Below are 17,613 nucleotides of genomic sequence, written 5' to 3'. Positions count from 1 at the left end.
GCCAGAGCTTTTGATTACAGAGGAATCGAGTATTCGAAGAAGCCATTTAAGTTTAGCAACACAGAGGCCGGATTTGTGACATTTAAGGAATGGATCCTGGACCTCAAAGAAAGACATGAGAAGGATAAGGTGATTCCAGGTATGGAACCGACCGGGCATTACTGGTTCAATCTTGGAAAGTTTCTACAGGATAATGAAATGAAACCGGTGCTTGTAAATCCTCACCATGTGAAAAAATCAAAAGAACTCGACGACAATAATCCGACTAAAAATGACCGTAAGGATCCGAAAGTTATAGCAGGATTAGTTAGAGAGGGACGTTACATGATCCCATATCTGCCGGATGGTGTTTATGCTGATCTTAGAACAGCATCAAACATAAGATTCCAGTTACAGGCGGAACTTACAAGAATTCAAAACAGGATCAGTCGTTGGTTCAATATATATTTTCCTGAATATAAGACGGTATACGGAAAGTCGGATGCCAAGAGCGGAATGCTAATCCTTAAAACAGCACCACTCCCTGAAGATATCCTGACGTTAGGTATCGATGGAGTGAACCAAATCTGGCGTGATGCGAAGTTAAGAGCAGTTGGAAAGGCGAGGGCGAAGACCCTGATAGAAGCTGCTGAGCACAGCGTTGGAAGCAAAGAAGGTGCGGTGTCTGGAAAAATGGAAATTCGAATGCTTCTGGAGGACTATGAATCCAGAAATACGCGTCTACAGGAAGTTATGGTTCTAATTGAAGAACTGGTAAGAAAGATTCCGATGACTGAAAAGCTGTTAGAGATCAAAGGTGTGGGAATCAGGACAGTGTCAGGATTCCTTGCAGAAGTAGGTGATATCAGCCGCTTCAACAATCCGAAGGAACTGCAGAAACTTGCAGGATTGGCATTGGTTGAAAATAGTTTGGGAAAGCACAAGGGCGAGACAACAATAAGCAGACGAGGTCGAAAGAGACTTATATATCTACTCTTTGAGGTTGCAATGTCACTTGTGTCGAAGAACCAGAAGTTCAGGGAACTCCATAATTATTACACAACCAGAAGACTAAATCCATTGAAGAAAATGCAGTCACTTATGGCAATTGCAGCTAAGCTGATACGAGTCTTTTATGCCATTCTGACGAAAGGTGTGGATTATGATCCGAAAAAGATGGTCAGTGACATCAAGAGACCAGCAGTTTATCTACAGGCTGCGTAAGAAAGATAAGTAACTGTAATGGAGGCTGTCATGTGGACAGCCACTGAATCAAGCGGAATGTAACAGATAACGTCCACTGATCACAGTGCTGGAACAGGAAGCGAGTCAGTAATCAATAATACAAAGAATGAGCCAGTAGTCGGCAGAAATCATCACCAAGGGGCATGACCCCGTAAAGGAGCATAGCTGACACCCTGGTTATGGGTAGGCAGAACGAAGGAAGTTAGGACCTCTGGAGACAGAGATGATCCTGGTGGATATAGGAGGTTAGCTGCCATAGAGGGAAGGGCATACGCAAGACCAGTAAAGCGAAAATCAATGACGTTTTATTTCGTATACCATTCAACCGCTATTTCAGTACCTGATACATCGAAATGCTCATAGCTGTGGCTTATTCACTGAGATATGAAAGGTTGAAAAACCTTGAATTTTCAATAAAAAACACTTGATTATATGAGGAGGAGATCTGTATGCGACTGGAAGAACATCCTGTCCTGGATTTTGACCGGGGAGAAGAGGTCGTTTTTTACTATAACGGTCAGCCCATCACCGGCTTTACCCACGAAACCATCGCCGCCGCCCTGCATGCGGCTGGCATCCGCACACTGGGACACAGTCCCCATCTGCACCGTCCAAGAGGTCTTTTTTGTGCCATCGGCAACTGTTCCTCTTGTTTCATGACTGTAGACGGTGAGCCAAATGTCCGCGTCTGCGTGACCCGCGTAAAGGCCGGCATGAAAGTGGAAGAACAGCACGGAAAGGGGGTTGTCCTATGATCAAACAGACCGAAATTCTCGTCATCGGAGGCGGACCGGCGGGTCTCTCTGCTGCCTGTGCCGCCGCCGAGCTGGGAGCCAGCGTCCTCTTATGTGAGCGCGATTACCTCCCCGGCGGTCAGTTAGTCAAACAGACGCACAAATTTTTTGGTTCCGAAAAACAATATGCCGGAGAACGCGGCATCCACATCGGAAACCTGCTGATAGAAAAAGCGAAACACCATCCAAATATTGAAATTTTGACAGAAGCAACCGTGCTGGGAATCTATGAGGACGGCATCGTTACTGTTTTTTATCACGGAAAACACATGAAAATCCGCCCATCCAAAATCATTCTCGCCACCGGCGCTTCTGAAAAGTTTCTGGAATTTCCCGGCAATGATCTTCCCGGTATCTACGGTGCCGGTGCCGTGCAGACCCTCATGAATGTCGCCGGCGTCAAACCGGCTGAACGTGTTTTAATGGTCGGTGCAGGCAATATCGGTCTGATTGTCTCCTATCAGCTAATGCAGGCAGGGGTTGAGGTTGCCGGCATTATTGAAGCCGCCCCAAAAATCGGCGGTTATCTGGTCCATGCCTCGAAAATCCGCCGCGCCGGTGTTCCTATCCGGACTGGTTATACGATCGAAAAAGCGTATGGAACTGATGCCCTTGAGGGCGTTGTCATCGTACAGGTTGACTCCCAGTTCCAGCCTGTCCCCGGCACGGAAGAGACGATTCCCTGCGATACGCTCTGTCTGGCAGTCGGACTGGCTCCGCTGACCGAGCTTTGCTGGCAGGCTGGCTGTGATATGGCATTTATCCGCGAATTATCCGGGCATATCCCGCTGACCGATGAAAACCTGGAAACCTCGGTTCCGGGCGTCTATGCAGCCGGCGATGTTTCCGGAATCGAAGAAGCCTCTTCCGCTATGGTGGAAGGCCGTCTCGCCGGATGTGCCGCTGCCGAAAGCCTCGGCTATGAGCCTGTCCGGGCGGCAGCCGAAAAGGAAGCTGCCCGTTCGGAGCTTTCTGAACTGCGCTCCGGTCCTGCCGGTGCCAGAATTTTAAGCGGTCTGGAAAAAGCCCGTAAACTTCGCCTGGAGCATGACATATGCAGGAAAGGAGGCGCATCCGTATGTTAATTCAGACAGGAATCCCGGATAAAGAAGCCATTGAAGCAGTTACGCCGGATGAAACACGTTTTTTAAAGGGCGCCGTTGCCATCGCAGAGTGTTTTCAGAAAATCCCCTGCAATCCCTGTACAAAGGCCTGTGTAAAAAAAGCAATCCACATTGAGCCAGATATCAACGAGACACCCGAAATTGATTTTGATGTCTGCAATGGCTGCGGTGCCTGTATGCTGAAGTGCCCGGGTCTTGCCATTTTCATCGTTGATAAAACATACAGCCCGACCGAAGCCCTCGTAAAGCTTCCGTTTGAATTTCTGCCGCTTCCTAAAAAAGGAGAGCTTGCCTGCGGTCTGAACCGCTCCGGCGAAGCACTCGGCTGGTTCCCGGTCGTACAGATCATCCAGGGCGGCGCTAAAAATAAAACCAACATTGTCTGTCTGGCGGTTCCGAAGGAACTTGCCATGGACGTTCGGGCAATCAAAGTAGGGGGGTATCAAAATGGATGATAAAAACACAATCCTCTGCCGATGTGAAGATTTAACCCGCGAGGACATTTTAAAATGTATTCAGGATGGTTACCGCACCATCGACGAAATTAAACGTGTAACCCGTGCTGGAATGGGTCCCTGTCAGGGACGTACCTGCCGGATGTTGATCGCACAGGAACTCTCTTCCTATTATAAACTTCCTCTGGAAGAGGTCCTGATGCCAACCTTCCGCCCTCCTGTCAAACCTATCAGCATGGGCGCTCTGGCAGACGCCTGGGAAGAAACCGTCCAGGACGGGGATGAAGGTTCTTACGGATCCTACGATCCATCTGCTACAAAAGGAGGTGGCTGCGAATGAAAAAAGCCTACGATGTCATCATTATCGGCGGAGGCATTATTGGATGTGCCACCGCATTTGAACTCGCCAAGCGTGGAATCACAGACATCCTCCTGATTGAGAAACGCTTTCTGACCTCCGGCGCAACGGGCCGCTGCGGCGCCGGTATCCGCCAGCAGTGGGGATCCGAGCTGAACGCGCGGATCGCTCTGGAAAGTACCCATATCTTTGAACATCTGGAAGAATATACCGGCTATACGCGCAGCTGCGGTCTCCATCAGGGCGGCTATCTTCTGGTTGCTTATACAGAAAAAGAATGGGCACAATTTCAGGAAAACCTCAAAGTCCAGCATAAGCTCGGCATTGATTCCCGCGCCGTCGATTTAAAAGAAGCAAAAGAGATTGTTCCATACCTGAATACCGACGGTATGTTTGGCGCTACCTTCTGCCAGAAGGATGGTCACGCAGATCCGTTCCAGTGTACACAGGCCTACGCACAGGGTGCCAAACGGATGGGTGTTGAATTTCTGACCTACACCGAGGTCACCGGGCTTCAAACGAAAGCCGGACGCATCCACGCCGTTGAGACAACAAACGGAACCTTTGAAGCCAGAACCGTCATCAACTGTGCCAACGTCCATGCGCCAGAGCTGGCTAAAATGGTTGGTGAGGATATTCCTGTTACCTCGGAACGCCATCAGGCGCTGGTAACCGAGCCGGTTGCACCTCTCATCGACTGCATGGTCATGTCCTTCCACCGTTCCTATTATGTCCAGCAGACACCGCATGGAAGCTTCGTCATGGGCATCGGTCCCCACGAAGCCCCCAGCTACAATTTCAATTCTTCCTGGCAGTTTCTGGAAAAGAACTGTGCTGTCATGTGTGAGGCACTTCCGATTCTGCGGAAACTGAAAGTGGTCCGCCAGTGGGCTGGACAGTACGATTTAAGCCCGGACTGCAACCCTGTCATCGACGAGGCGGCTGAGGCAAAAGGATTTTACAGCGTCTGTGGGTTCTCCGGACACGGTTTCATGGTCTCCCCCCGCATTGCCATCCTCATGGCAAACCATCTCGCCGGGCAGGAGGACAGCATGGATATCAAGTTATTCAGCAAAGAACGCTACAAAACCGGCAAGCTCCTCCTGGAGCCGGCGGTTGTATAGATATAGCATAAATGCAAAAATCGGCAGTAAACGAACCAATTTTCGTTTACTGCCGATGCTTTTACGCCTCTTTCGTCCCTTTATTCTTTCGATCCAGAATAACCAGAACCACAATCAGCGCTGCGAATCCCACGCCGGTTCCCACCCAGCCATTGGCGGTAATTCCGGCCGCCAGATAACCGAGGAAACAGCACGCCGCTACGCACAGCACATACGGGATCTGGGTCGATACGTGGTTGATGTGGTGGCACTGGGCGCCAGCCGACGCAAGGATGGTCGTATCCGAGATCGGGGAAACATGGTCGCCGCAGACCGCACCTGCCAGAATCGAAGCCGTCACGATCGTAAGGCTGTTCATATTTTCAGCGCCAACCACCGCAAATGCAATCGGAAGCAGAATACCGAAGGTACCCCAGGACGTACCGGTCGAGAACGCCAGCCCCGCCGCGATGACGAACATCAGGGCCGGCATCAGGGAGCCGACCAGCGCATTGCCGCCCACTACCTCTTTGACATAGCCGCCGATGTTTAAGTAATCCGCACTGCAGATACCAGACAGAGTCCAGGCAAGGCACAGAATCATGATCGCCGGGATCATCGCCTTGACGCCGATCGTGAAGGATTCACAGAACTCATTGAACCGGATGACACGGCGGATCATGTAAAATGCAAAGATAAACACCAGTGTGAAGAAGGAACCAAGCACCAGGCTCAGTGCCGAATCACAGTTGGCGAACGCCTCGACCAGACCAACTCCGTCCAGGATGCCGCCTGTATACAGCATACCGCTGACGCAGAACGCAATCAGAACCAGGATCGGAAGAATCAGATCGATAACCTTTCCGTTGCCGGAGATCTCCATCGCCTCCGCCTCGACCGTCGTCTCTTTTCCGGTCTTTTTCACCTGTTCTTCATAGCGTTTCATCGCCGCGAAATCAAAATCGCCTGCTACCAAAAAGAGCATGAAGCAGATCGTGAGAAGCGCATACAGATTAAACGGAATCGTGTGAAGGAACAGACTGAAGCCGTCCACTCCGCTGTCCTCCGGAAGCGAAGAACCGACCGCTGCCGCCCAGCTTGAGATCGGCGCGATGATACAGATCGGCGCCGCCGTCGCATCGATGATGTAGGCTAACTTCGCACGTGTGATCTTGTGCTTGTCCGTCACCGGACGCATAACCGTGCCGACGGTCAGGCAGTTAAAATAGTCATCCACGAAAATCAGCATTCCGAGGAACATGGTTGCAAACAGCGCGCCCTTCTTCGTGCGGATCGCGTGGGACGCCCACTCACCATAAGCCTTCGACGCACCAGACTTTGTGATCAGTGCTACCACGATGCCGAGAAATGCCAGGAAAAGCAGAATGTTGACATTGCCCCCGATCTTCTCGCCCATGATCGCGATCATTGTTTCCACCGCATGAAGCGGATTTGGACCCGTAAATAAAAACGCGCCCGACATAATACCTATCAGCAGAGACAGGTACACCTCTTTCGTAATCAATGCAAGCGCAATGGCTACGATAGGCGGTATTAAAGAAAAAATCGTACCGCTCATAATTACCCCCTTATGGATTATCTGTACACATTCGGGCAAATTCTGCCCGTTTTTGAGCACACTATATCTACATAATAAATGTCCCCGGGCACTTTGTCCAGCGTCCGGGGACATTTTTTCATATTTTCTCTCTTTTTACTTTCTTTTCCTGCTTTTTACTCTGCTTTCTCCAGCTCTGCCAGTTCCAGAGCTGTCGCCTCGTATTTGGCAAGAATGACATTTTGAATCATGTCTCTGGTTTCCGAATTAATCGGGTGGGCAATATCCCGGTATTCTCCATCCGCAGCCTTACGGCTCGGCATAGCAATAAAAAGTCCTTTCTCTCCCTCAATAACCTTGATATCATGAACCACAAATTCATTGTCAAGTGTGATGGATACGATGGCTTTCATCTTACCTTCCTTCTCTATCCGCCGCACTCTTACGTCTGTAATCTGCATACCCATTTACCCCTTCCGTCTGTTCTTTGATGTACCCTATAATGTAAACCGCTCGTTCTTCTCAATGACAATCTTTACATCTTCCGGCGTACCGATGTGCGTCGTGTTGGCGCGGATCGTATCACGGCTCTCTACAATACAATTCTCAATCACTGTATTGTCCCCGATGTAAACATCATTTAAAATAACAGAATTCCGGATGATACAGTTATTGCCTACATATACCTTCTTAAACAGAACCGAGTTCTCCACCGTACCATTTAAGATACAGCCGCTGGATACCAGGCTGTTCTTGACATTTGCACCCGGATTGTATTTTGCCGGCGGAAGATCATCTACCTTGGAGTAGATCTCCGGGTATTCCTTGAAGAAATAGTGGCGTACATCCGGTTTTAGGAAATCCATGTTCGTCTTGTAGTACGAATCAACCGAAGCGATGTTGCTCCAGTAAGTTCCTAACTTATACGCGTAAATGCGTTTGAGGTTCTTATATCTGACTAAAATATCGGTAACAAAATCATACCGATCCTCTGCTGCACAGCGCTCCAGAAGTTCGATGAGCTGACGGCGGCGGATTACATAGATACCGCAGGAGATCATGCTGGAGGTCGCCAGCATCGGTTTTTCCTCAAAATCTGTGATACGTCCGTCATCATTTAACTTCACCAGACCGAAGCGGGTAACGTCCTCCTCCGGAGGCATCTCCTTGCATACTACGGTAATATCCGCTTTCTTTTCAATATGATACTCCAGTACCTTGCCGTAATCCAATTTATAGACACAGTCGCCGCCTGCAATGACCACATACGGCTCATGACTTTTCTTTAAGAAATCGAGGTTCTGATACAGCGCATCTGCGGTACCGCGGTACCAGTCGCTGCTCTCTGCCGTGATCGTCGGTGTGAATACATACATGCCGCCCTGCTTACGTCCGAAATCCCACCACTTGGAAGAACTCAAGTGCTCATTCAGGGAACGGGAGTTGTACTGCGTCAGTACCGCCACACTCTGGATGTGGGAATTGCTCATATTGCTCAGAGCAAAATCGACACTGCGGTAGCTGCCTGCGATAGGCATCGCTGCGATGGCTCTCTTATTGGATAATTCTCTCATTCTCTTGCTGTTGCCGCCAGCTAAAACAATCCCGATCGCTCTCATTGTATTCCACCTGCCTTTATGATATAATCGCCGCTCTCCAGCTCGCCGCCGTGATAATCGTCTGCCGTCGTCACACCGGAAATCGCTGTGTTCCGTCCTATCTTCACTCCATCCGGTATCACGGAGCGCTCTCCGATCGTTACCAGATCGAACTGATATACCTTCTTGTCGTACTTGCTCTCGGCATATTCTCCGACGCCGACCTCGGCATTCTCACCGATGGTAACGTCCTCCGCCACGATCGCCTTATCCACAACCGTGCCAGCGCCGATCGTCGTGCCCTTCATGATGATCGAATCACGGATCACCGCACCTTCTCCGATCGTAACGCCTGCTCCGATGACCGAGTTAATGACTTCGCCGTATACCTCGGTGCCCTCGCCGATGATACTGCGCTCTATCTTGGACTGCTCCGATATAAATTGTGGGGGAATAATATCGCTCTTCGTGTAAATCTTCCAGTATTCTTCATACAGGTTGAACTCCGGAATGATGTCGATCAGTTCCATGTTTGCCTCCCAGTAGGAGCCAAGGGTTCCGACATCTTTCCAGTAGCCGTTGTACTCGTATGCGAAGATACGTTTTCCAGCTGCATGGCAATACGGGATAATGTGCTTTCCAAAATCACATCCAGGCTCGTCCGAGAGCTTGATGAGCGCTTCCTTGAGCACCTTCCAGCTGAATATGTAAATACCCATGGAAGCTAAATTGCTGCGCGGATTCGCCGGTTTCTCCTCAAACTCCGTAATGCGGTTGTTGTCATCGGTTATAACGATACCGAAACGGCTTGCCTCCTCCATCGGAACCTGCATCGCCGCGATCGTCACATCCGCATTGTTTGCTTTGTGGTATTCCAGCATTACCTCGTAGTCCATCTTGTAGATGTGGTCGCCGGACAAAATCAGCACATACTCTGGATTGTACGTTTCCATGTATTCCAGATTCTGGTAGATCGCGTTCGCCGTACCGGTGTACCAATCGCTTCCTTTGCTCCGCTCATACGGCGGAAGTACCGTCACACCACCTACGTTGCGGTCCAGATCCCACGGAATACCGATTCCAATATGTGCATTCAGCCGCAGCGGCTGATACTGGGTCAGAACGCCTACCGTGTCCACTCCCGAATTGATACAGTTACTTAACGGAAAATCGATGATTCGATACTTTCCTCCGAAAGAAACCGCAGGTTTTGCTACTTTTTGAGTTAAGACACCCAGACGACTGCCCTGTCCGCCTGCCAACAGCATAGCTATCATTTCCTTTTTAATCACGATATCACCCCTCGATGCTCACATATAATGTGTATTTTAAACCTGTTTTTATTATAACATACTTCACGAAAATAGTGAACAAATTTTTAATAGAATTTGTCCCAATTTTGTACATTTTCCGACATTTTTCGTTCCTTTTACATAATATTTTCGTAATTCCGGGATGTGGAATCTGAGAGTGAACCTCCCGTGAACTGAAAAAAAGCCCTGAATCTGAGACACTTTTGACTCAAAAGCATTTCCGATTCAAGGCTTTTTTACTGTATACTCTTTCTCAATTCTTCCAGACTCATCGAATCTGCAATCCGCGGCAACTCCTCCTGTAAGATATGGACAAAGTCCTGTATATACATCGGATGCATCGCATTCCGATGGCTGACCAGCTCGATCTTTAACTCCCGTCCCAAGTTCCGGATCGGGAACATATAGAGTTCATCCTCCGGTTTACAGGTCTGATTGTGACGGTACGCGGCTGCCAGCAGCATTTTCGGGCACAGCGCCGCACAGATGCCGGACGCGCAGAGCAGAATCTGCGTCTCACTATCACTGATGTTATAGATGACATTAAGCTTTACATTATAACTGTCCAGATATTCCTGAATCGCATGGTTGACTTTTCCGGTCTTGAAACTCTGCGTAAACGGAATGTTGGAAAACCGTTTCAGATCAATCCCATCCTCCATCTGCCGGATCTCCTGCTTGCTAAATTCCCGCCTCAAAAGCTTGGCGGAGATAACCAGGATGATCTCATCCGTCGTCAGGGTCTGGATTTTATAATCCGGATGCGGTGACGTATTGACCCCGATAAATAAATCTACCTGTCCGTTCAACAGGCGTTCCTCCAGAATCTGTGTGTCCTCCTCCGTAAAGGATATATTTACCTTCGGGTAACACTGGTAATATCGCGGCAGCACACGGGGCAGTATGATCGGCGCGCGGGATGTACTGATTCCCAAGGTAAAACCGCCCACCGTCCCCTCCGCTATCCCCGCTAGACTCCGGCTCATACTCGTCTCCATAATCTGGATATTTAACAGGTTATGAAGCATGATCTCGCCAGCCTGTGTCAGACGGAATTTGGGACGCCGCTCAAACAACACGACATTATACTCTTTTTCCAGCCTCTTTATATGATCGCTGGCGCACTGCTGTGTAATATGAAGCTCATTTGCAGCTTTTGTAATACTCATTTCTCTGGCTACCACCAAAAAAACTTCGAATCCTATTTTCATTGTTTCCTCCGCCAGTTCTCAGTTCTATCTATTTTCTTATTCTAACCAAAAGGAGCCGTAAAAAAACAGCGCATTGACCTTTCAAGTCTCTTCTGCTGTCTTTTCATAGCCCCTTTTTCTTACGTATTTTTCTAATACTTAGTATCCGTACCCCATTAGTCTCGGAAGCCATGTGATGATTCCCGGTACATATGCAAATACAAACAGAAGCAATATTTCCGTCAAAAGGAACGGAAGCGCTCCCTTTACAATCTGTTTAAAATTCAAGCCTGAAATCGAAACCGCCGTAAACAGATTATATCCAAACGGAGGTGTTACGAATCCAACTACCAGGCAAATACAGAACAGCATACCGATGTGGAGTTCATTACATCCGAGTGCAATTCCAACCGGAATTAAAATTGGTGCCAGAATCAGAGTTGCCGCTACGTTATCCATCAGACAGCCTACAATTAAGAGCACTACAACTAGTACGAAGAGATAAAGTGCCTGGCTGCCACCTACGAAGCTGATAAATGCATTGGAAATCACGATTCCGATCTGGGATTTCGATACAACCCAGGAGAACAGGGACGCCGCCGCGATGATGAAATTGACCATTGTCGATGTTTTCAGGGAATTGATCAGGATCTTCGGTAAATCTTTTACTTTCAGTTCTTTCAATGCAAAACCCAGAATCAGCGCATAAACAATGCCGACCGCTGCGGATTCGGTTGGTGTAAAGATACCGCCATAAATACCGCCTAGAATCAGAACCGGAAGTCCCAGAGCGCCCAGCGCTTTCCAGAACAATTTCATGGATTCTTTAAAATCAAACTTCATCGTCTTCGCATGTTTCAGAACCTCCGGATTCCTGTATGCGAATACGACATTGACTAACGATAACGCCAGTGCGATAACAAGTCCCGGGACAACCCCTGCCATAAACATTGCCGGAATTGAAAGATTCATTGTAACTCCATAAATAATCATGGGAATACTCGGAGGAATGATTGGTCCCAATGCACCTGCCGATGCAACTAACCCCGCGCTCGTTTCTCTGGAATAACCTGCCTTCAGCATAGAAGGAAGCATAATTGAACCAATCGCTGCTACCGTCGCCGGACCGGAGCCCGTCAGCGCTGCAAAGATCGCACAACTGAATACGGTTACAATTCCAAGTCCGCCCGGAAGCCAGCCTAAAATACTCTTCGCCCAATCGGTCAGACGTTTGGAAATACCACCGAAATCCATCAGGTTTCCTACCAATATAAACAGTGGGACTGCAAGCAGTGTGAAGGAGTTAAGACCGTAAATCAGCCGCTGTGCGACTACCAGCATACTTCCTCCCGTTGTCGCCAGATATGCCATTCCGGCAGAAAGGATTGCAAATGCAACCGGAATGCCTAAAAGCATCAGACCAAATAATACTACTAATACAAGTGTCATAATACCGGTTTATCCTCCTTTCTCTCTGTCGCTGATACGATCATCGCAATCGCTACAAATGCCTGAAACATCAGAAGGATTCCGCCGACTGCCACGGAGGAATTGATACACCACATCGGGACAGAAAGCGCGGTGCTCAAGTTGGTTCTGGAGCTGTACGCAAGCTTTAAGCCTGCGTACAGCATTACGGTTCCATCAAAAAAGATAACTAATTCAATGATAATATCGACAATTTTTCGAAGCGTTCCATGCATCAGATCCAGGATTGCTGTTACTGTAGCATGTCCGCTTCCCTCAATCAACAAGGAAGCACCCAGCATATGCATCCAGATAAAACAGTACCGGGCAAGTTCTTCGCTCCATGACAGTGAATTATTCAGAATGAAGCGGAAAAACACCTGTGCCACACAGGCAACAATCAGGACAATAAAGATCACCATTCCTATGTAACTGACGCACTTATTAATTATGTCTGAAACCTGCTCTAATTTTTTCATGCTGTCAAACCCTCTTTCTGCAATCACCCCTCCGTGCCGGTCAGGGATTTAATCTGATCCACCCACTCAGAACCGATGTAGGATTCCATCTCGTCATAGCACGGCTGTACGGCACTCTGGAATGCCTCTGTATCTACATCCTCAGAGGATACAATCGTCATGCCCTGAGACGTCAGATCTGACTCCATCTTTTCAGCGGTTGCATCGTTGTTTTCACGTGTTTCTTTGGCTGCTTCCTGTGCTGCTTCTTTTAAGATCGCCTGATCTTCCTCAGATAAGGACTCATATACGCTGGTAGAAATACATACCGGAAGTGGAGAATAGAACAGGTTTACATTATCAATGTATTTGCAGATATCCGGGAAACCGTTGGTATATAATACGCTTAACGGTGCATCACAGCCATCTACGGTACCCTGCTGCAGAGCAGTTAAAAGCTCGCCCCATGCCATCGGGGTTGCATTTACACCCAGTGCCTTATAAGCAGACAGGTAAATCTTTGTCTCCATGCAGCGGATCTTCAGTCCATTCAAATCGGACGGTGCTTTGATTTCTTTGTCCTTTGTACATAACTGACGGAATCCGCCCTCAGAAAATGCAAGACATGTAACGCCTGTTCCGTCCATATTGTCGATCAGGGACTGACCGAAATCGCCGTCTACGATCTCACGTGCCTGTGCCAGATCGCTAAAAATGAACGGAAGATCCAATGCACCGTTTGCCGGTACATAAGAAGAAACATATGCATTCGTCATGACTGCCATGTCGCATGTTCCGGTCTGCATGCCTTCCCACATCTCCGGCTCGGAACCAAGCTGACTGCTCGCATACAGGTTGACCGCAATTCTGCCCTCGGATTTTTCTTCCACGATCTCTTTGAATTTGGTTGCTGTAAAGTGATACGGATCATCTGCGTTTGCTGCGGTCGTATAACCGATGCTGAGTGTTGTCTCGGCATTCGGGTTAGCGGTGTTCTCGACTGCCGCCTGTGTTCCTGCCGCCGCTGCCTGTGTGGTACCACCTGCCTGTCCGCCGCCGCACGCTGTCATGCTGAGCGCTGTCACTGCTGCTAATGCCCCTGCCAATACTCTGTCTTTCCTCATAATGTAAAATCCTCCTTCTAAAAAATGTGCATTTATATAAATTTATCTGCATACCACTTCTTCCGGTACCTTCTGGACCATGTCCCGTATCTGTGCTTCCGCAATCCCACAGGTCAGCATCACGGCGATAAACCGTTTCAATTCCGAAACGGGTGTCGGCGCCCCTTCCTGCCCGCGGTCCGTTGCCAGATATACGTGTCCACTTCCAACGGTCCGAATCGTCTCTGCCATCTCTTCCGGCATCACACTTTTCTGTGCCAGATTAAACCAGTTCTTCTCAATCACAACCCCCAGCTTCGCCAGTTCCGCCTGATCGTCTCTTCCTATCCTCGTCCTTGGAAACTCTGGATGTGTCAAAATCATATTGACCCCCCGTTTCCGTCCTTCCCTGCATAAAATCAGGGATTCCTCCGGGCTGATATGTCCTGTTGCCAGAAATGCGTCTTTTTCCTTGATAGCATCCATGATGTCGTAGACGCATTCTTTTAATGTTCCATCCTGTTCCAGAATGGTAATACCCCTGCGGTCGAAGAAATCTCCCTCCATGTTTCCGAATACTAGGCTGTTTTTCGCATCCCGGGTCGGCATCCATACAATTTTTGCCCCCGCCCGCAATGCATTTTTCACCGCGTATACATTCAAGCCGCCCGCCGGGCAGTTGAGGCAGAGCCCGCCATACGCTTTCGCCTTACAGCCGCTGTAGCGGTTGATCAGTTCTGCCCGCAAAGCCGTTGATTCATAATGACTTTTCAGCATCACTCCCGCCATTCCTGCCGCGTCTGCCTCCCGGATCAACTGGAATCCATCCAATTCTCTCGGAAAAACAGAGGGCGATGAATGTACATGTAAATCGTACGCACCTTTCAGAAGCTCTTCCGCTTTTTTATTTGCGTCAAGTTCAGTCATAATTCTTCTGTCTACACCCTTTCCGTTTGATAGACTCTTTGAAAGTATTCCGCGGTTTTCTTTCTTTATCCCCATTCTAACACCGGGCATTTGTCTCTGTAAAACAAGTATTCACAGAGTTGACACAATACCCAGCTTGTTTTCTGCCCTTTCCTTCTGTTTTTGCATTTGTTTCTGTTAATTCTTAAAGCTGTCACTTTTTATACGGGCAGGTTTCTTCCCCTAGCAAATTTCCCTCCGTCCCTTGAATCTACAAGGAAAATACAGTATAATGAAAGTTAAACACGGTCTGCACACTGCAGGGCAGTCCGCATGAGAAAGTTTATTTTGCAAAATAAGGAGTTTACTGAGATGAATTTAACCACTGTAAGAGAAATTTACCGTTCCAGAGAGACGTATCTGGACAAAGAAGTTCAGATCGGCGGCTGGGTACGAAGCGTGCGCGGTTCCAAGAACTTTGGCTTCATCGTTGTGAGCGATGGCAGCTACTTTGAGACGCTTCAGGTTGTTTACCATGATACAATGCCGAACTTTGCGGAGATCTCCAAGTTAAACGTAGGCGCATCCATTATCGTAAAAGGTACCCTGGTTGCGACCCCGGAGGCAAAGCAGCCGTTCGAGATTCAGGCGACCGAGGTAGCCGTTGAGGGACCGTCCGCTTCGGATTATCCGCTTCAGAAGAAACGCCACAGCCTTGAGTATCTGCGTACCATCTCCCACCTGCGTCCGAGAACTAACACCTTCCAGGCTGTGTTCCGTGTACGTTCCCTGGCAGCTTACGCGATCCATCAGTATTTCCAGGAGCGCGATTTCGTGTATGTCCACACTCCACTGATTACCGCAAGTGACTGCGAGGGCGCCGGTGAGATGTTCCAGGTTACCACGATGGATCTGAACAATGTTCCGAAAAAGGACGACGGCACGGTTGACTACTCTCAGGATTTCTTCGGAAAACCAACTAACTTAACTGTCAGCGGCCAGTTAAACGGCGAGACCTACGCGATGGCATTCCGCAATATCTACACCTTCGGACCGACCTTCCGCGCAGAGAACTCCAACACGACCCGTCATGCAGCTGAGTTCTGGATGATCGAGCCGGAGATGGCATTTGCGGATCTGAACGACAACATGGAAGTTGCCGAGGATATGTTAAAATATGTCATCCGCTACGTCTTAGAGCACGCACCGGAAGAGATGAATTTCTTCAACCAGTTCATCGACAAGGGACTCCTTGACCGCTTAAACCACGTATTAAATTCCGAGTTCGGTCATGTAACCTACACCGAGGCCGTCCGCATCCTCGAAGAGCACAACGACGAATTCGACTACAAGGTATTCTGGGGCTGTGACTTACAGACCGAGCATGAGCGCTACTTAACCGAGAAGATCTTCCAGAAACCGGTCTTCGTTACCGATTATCCGAAGGAGATCAAGGCATTCTACATGAAGATGAACGAGGACGGCAAGACCGTTGCAGCGATGGACTGTCTCGTACCGGGCATCGGCGAGATCATCGGCGGCAGCCAGCGTGAGGACAGCTTAGAGAAGTTAGAGGCGCGTATGGACGAGCTTGGACTCAAAAAGGAGGACTACAATTTCTATCTGGATCTGCGTAAATACGGTTCCGCAAGACACTCCGGATTTGGTCTTGGATTCGAGCGCTGCGTGATGTACTTAACCGGCGTTTCCAACATCCGCGATGTCATTCCGTTCCCGAGAACCGTAAACAACTGTGAACTGTAAACAATAAGCAACTATGGGGCTGTCGCAAATACTGGAATCTGCTTTCTGCTATTTGCAGCAGTCCCTTTTCTATTATTATTTCAATATGTACATACGTAGTGACAGACTCCTGAAAGGGGGAGAGAATGTGAAATTTATCCATACCGGCGACATCCACTGGGGCATGTCCCCGGACAGCGACAAGCCGTGGAGCCGGGAGCGCAGCCGCGATATCCGCGATACGTTTACCGCCATCATCGCCAAGGCAAAGGAGCTGCGCGTGGACTGCCTGTTCATCGCGGGGGATCTGTTCCACCGCCAGCCGCTGCTGCGCGACCTGAAAGAGGTCAATTACCTGTTTTCCACGATCCCGCAGACACAGGTTATCATCATCGCGGGCAATCACGACCGGATCCGCAAAAATTCAGCTGTTTTAAGCTTTTCCTGGGCTTCCAACGTGACGTTTCTGGAAAGTGAGGATGTCTCATCCGTCTATTTTGAGGATATCAACACCGAGGTGACCGGCTTTTCTTACTATACTGCGGAGATCCCGGAGCCGCGCCTTGATGCTCTTGAAGCGCCGGAGGATGGAAAAATCCACATTCTGCTGGGGCACGGTGGCGACGCGAACCACGTCCCGATCGACCGGGCGGCGCTGGCTTCCTCCGGATTTTCGTATATCGCACTGGGGCACATCCACAGGCCAGAGATCCTACTGGACAAAAAGATGGCATACTGCGGTTCCCCGGAGCCGCTTGATAAGACCGAGACCGGCAGGCACGGCATCCTTTACGGCGAGATCGACCCGGAAATCGGTCAGGTAACGACACTGGACTTTATTCCGATGGCGAAGCTCCGCTACATCCCACTCATCGTCCGCGTCACGCCGGATACGACCAACACGGAGCTGTACTTAAAAATCGCCCATGAGATCGAACAGCGCGGCAATGACAATATTTTCCGCTTCAAGGTGCAGGGCATGCGCGATCCCGATATTTCCTTCGATCTGGACGCCTTAAAGCTGCGTTTCCGCATCGCGGATATCATCGATGAGACGGAACCGCAATACGATTTTTCCGCCCTGTTTGCCGAGCATCCAAGCGATATGATCGGCTTTTACATCCAGGCACTGAAAAAACCGGACATGAGTCCGGTGGAGAAAAAGGCGCTGTTTTACGGCATCCACGCCCTGCTTCTCACCACCGATGAAAGGAGTTAG

At 49.2% G+C, this 17,613-nt stretch carries 17 protein-coding genes; 8 read left to right on the top strand and 9 right to left on the bottom strand.

Annotated elements, in window-relative coordinates; all coding sequences use genetic code 11:
* The 6 genes from DWY89_RS13100 to DWY89_RS13075 all read left to right on the top strand — a co-directional run.
* Positions 1–1,203: IS110 family transposase (locus DWY89_RS13100; RefSeq protein WP_118524750.1), on the top strand; the 1,203-nt coding region annotated here is incomplete at its 5' end.
* Positions 1,204–1,673: 470 nt separating this feature from the next.
* Entirely contained in the window at positions 1,674–1,979 is a 306-nt protein-coding gene (locus DWY89_RS13095) for a (2Fe-2S)-binding protein (protein ID WP_022359568.1), read from the top strand.
* Positions 1,979–3,103, top strand: a complete 1,125-nt coding sequence (locus tag DWY89_RS13090; RefSeq protein ID WP_118467738.1) for an NAD(P)/FAD-dependent oxidoreductase — start codon at positions 1,979–1,981, stop codon at positions 3,101–3,103. Before DWY89_RS13095 ends, DWY89_RS13090 begins: the two co-directional genes overlap by 1 nt.
* The gene (locus DWY89_RS13085) at positions 3,097–3,597 is read left to right on the top strand and encodes a 4Fe-4S binding protein (RefSeq protein WP_118466982.1); all 501 of its coding nucleotides are present in this window, start codon (positions 3,097–3,099) and stop codon (positions 3,595–3,597) included. The genes DWY89_RS13090 and DWY89_RS13085 overlap by 7 nt, the downstream gene beginning before the upstream one ends.
* Complete coding sequence (locus tag DWY89_RS13080) at positions 3,590–3,937, top strand: (2Fe-2S)-binding protein (RefSeq protein WP_118466984.1); 348 nt, start codon at positions 3,590–3,592, stop codon at positions 3,935–3,937. The genes DWY89_RS13085 and DWY89_RS13080 overlap by 8 nt, the downstream gene beginning before the upstream one ends.
* The gene (locus DWY89_RS13075; protein ID WP_022359572.1) at positions 3,934–5,079 is read left to right on the top strand and encodes an FAD-binding oxidoreductase; all 1,146 of its coding nucleotides are present in this window, start codon (positions 3,934–3,936) and stop codon (positions 5,077–5,079) included. Before DWY89_RS13080 ends, DWY89_RS13075 begins: the two co-directional genes overlap by 4 nt.
* Before the next feature lie 61 nt (positions 5,080–5,140).
* On the opposite strand, the gene DWY89_RS13070 is transcribed toward DWY89_RS13075, so the two are convergent.
* The 9 genes from DWY89_RS13070 to DWY89_RS13030 form a co-directional block, all read right to left on the bottom strand.
* Positions 5,141–6,637: a Na+/H+ antiporter NhaC family protein gene (locus DWY89_RS13070; protein WP_107001699.1), complete on the bottom strand. Its 1,497-nt coding sequence runs from the start codon at positions 6,635–6,637 to the stop codon at positions 5,141–5,143.
* A 155-nt stretch (positions 6,638–6,792) separates the two neighbouring features.
* The gene (gene spoVG, locus DWY89_RS13065) at positions 6,793–7,077 is read right to left on the bottom strand and encodes a septation regulator SpoVG (RefSeq protein WP_107001781.1); all 285 of its coding nucleotides are present in this window, start codon (positions 7,075–7,077) and stop codon (positions 6,793–6,795) included.
* A 36-nt stretch (positions 7,078–7,113) separates the two neighbouring features.
* Positions 7,114–8,235, bottom strand: a complete 1,122-nt coding sequence (gene glgD, locus DWY89_RS13060; RefSeq protein WP_022359575.1) for a glucose-1-phosphate adenylyltransferase subunit GlgD — start codon at positions 8,233–8,235, stop codon at positions 7,114–7,116.
* A complete protein-coding gene (locus tag DWY89_RS13055) occupies positions 8,232–9,506 on the bottom strand; it encodes a glucose-1-phosphate adenylyltransferase (RefSeq protein WP_118473001.1) in 1,275 nt (424 codons plus the stop codon). The genes glgD and DWY89_RS13055 overlap by 4 nt, the downstream gene beginning before the upstream one ends.
* A gap of 257 nt (positions 9,507–9,763) precedes the next feature.
* Positions 9,764–10,738, bottom strand: coding sequence for a LysR family transcriptional regulator (locus tag DWY89_RS13050; protein WP_118524749.1), 975 nt, complete (start codon positions 10,736–10,738; stop codon positions 9,764–9,766).
* A gap of 138 nt (positions 10,739–10,876) precedes the next feature.
* Complete coding sequence (locus DWY89_RS13045; protein WP_207722853.1) at positions 10,877–12,166, bottom strand: TRAP transporter large permease; 1,290 nt, start codon at positions 12,164–12,166, stop codon at positions 10,877–10,879.
* Entirely contained in the window at positions 12,163–12,663 is a 501-nt protein-coding gene (locus DWY89_RS13040) for a TRAP transporter small permease (protein ID WP_107001703.1), read from the bottom strand. Before DWY89_RS13040 ends, DWY89_RS13045 begins: the two co-directional genes overlap by 4 nt.
* 23 nt (positions 12,664–12,686) lie before the next feature.
* A complete protein-coding gene (locus DWY89_RS13035; RefSeq protein WP_118524023.1) occupies positions 12,687–13,766 on the bottom strand; it encodes a TRAP transporter substrate-binding protein in 1,080 nt (359 codons plus the stop codon).
* Between the two features lie 42 nt (positions 13,767–13,808).
* The gene (locus DWY89_RS13030) at positions 13,809–14,672 is read right to left on the bottom strand and encodes a DUF6282 family protein (RefSeq protein WP_118492996.1); all 864 of its coding nucleotides are present in this window, start codon (positions 14,670–14,672) and stop codon (positions 13,809–13,811) included.
* Between the two features lie 351 nt (positions 14,673–15,023).
* Here DWY89_RS13030 and asnS point away from each other — a divergent pair, with 351 nt between their 5' ends.
* Positions 15,024–16,415, top strand: a complete 1,392-nt coding sequence (gene asnS, locus DWY89_RS13025) for an asparagine--tRNA ligase (RefSeq protein ID WP_118482236.1) — start codon at positions 15,024–15,026, stop codon at positions 16,413–16,415.
* 127 nt (positions 16,416–16,542) lie between these two features.
* Entirely contained in the window at positions 16,543–17,613 is a 1,071-nt protein-coding gene (locus DWY89_RS13020) for a DNA repair exonuclease (RefSeq protein ID WP_118482235.1), read from the top strand.

The organism is Clostridium sp. AF27-5AA, from assembly GCF_003478415.1.
Classification (GTDB): Bacteria; Bacillota; Clostridia; order Lachnospirales; family Lachnospiraceae; genus Otoolea; species Otoolea fessa.
Note: the sequence above shows the minus strand (reverse complement) of the source record. Positions and strands in the feature narration are given on the sequence as shown.

Bases quoted from the DNA above. Each gene is read 5' to 3' on its own strand.
- DWY89_RS13095 (WP_022359568.1), top strand. From the start codon at position 1,674: ATGCGACTGGAAGAACATCCTGTCCTGGATTTTGACCGGGGAGAAGAG.
- DWY89_RS13085 (WP_118466982.1), top strand. From the start codon at position 3,097: ATGTTAATTCAGACAGGAATCCCGGATAAAGAAGCCATTGAAGCAGTT.
- DWY89_RS13080 (WP_118466984.1), top strand. From the start codon at position 3,590: ATGGATGATAAAAACACAATCCTCTGCCGATGTGAAGATTTAACCCGC.
- DWY89_RS13075 (WP_022359572.1), top strand. From the start codon at position 3,934: ATGAAAAAAGCCTACGATGTCATCATTATCGGCGGAGGCATTATTGGA.
- DWY89_RS13070 (WP_107001699.1), bottom strand. From the start codon at position 6,637: ATGAGCGGTACGATTTTTTCTTTAATACCGCCTATCGTAGCCATTGCG.
- spoVG (WP_107001781.1), bottom strand. From the start codon at position 7,077: ATGCAGATTACAGACGTAAGAGTGCGGCGGATAGAGAAGGAAGGTAAG.
- glgD (WP_022359575.1), bottom strand. From the start codon at position 8,235: ATGAGAGCGATCGGGATTGTTTTAGCTGGCGGCAACAGCAAGAGAATG.
- DWY89_RS13050 (WP_118524749.1), bottom strand. From the start codon at position 10,738: ATGAAAATAGGATTCGAAGTTTTTTTGGTGGTAGCCAGAGAAATGAGT.
- DWY89_RS13045 (WP_207722853.1), bottom strand. From the start codon at position 12,166: ATGACACTTGTATTAGTAGTATTATTTGGTCTGATGCTTTTAGGCATT.
- DWY89_RS13040 (WP_107001703.1), bottom strand. From the start codon at position 12,663: ATGAAAAAATTAGAGCAGGTTTCAGACATAATTAATAAGTGCGTCAGT.
- DWY89_RS13035 (WP_118524023.1), bottom strand. From the start codon at position 13,766: ATGAGGAAAGACAGAGTATTGGCAGGGGCATTAGCAGCAGTGACAGCG.
- DWY89_RS13030 (WP_118492996.1), bottom strand. From the start codon at position 14,672: ATGACTGAACTTGACGCAAATAAAAAAGCGGAAGAGCTTCTGAAAGGT.
- asnS (WP_118482236.1), top strand. From the start codon at position 15,024: ATGAATTTAACCACTGTAAGAGAAATTTACCGTTCCAGAGAGACGTAT.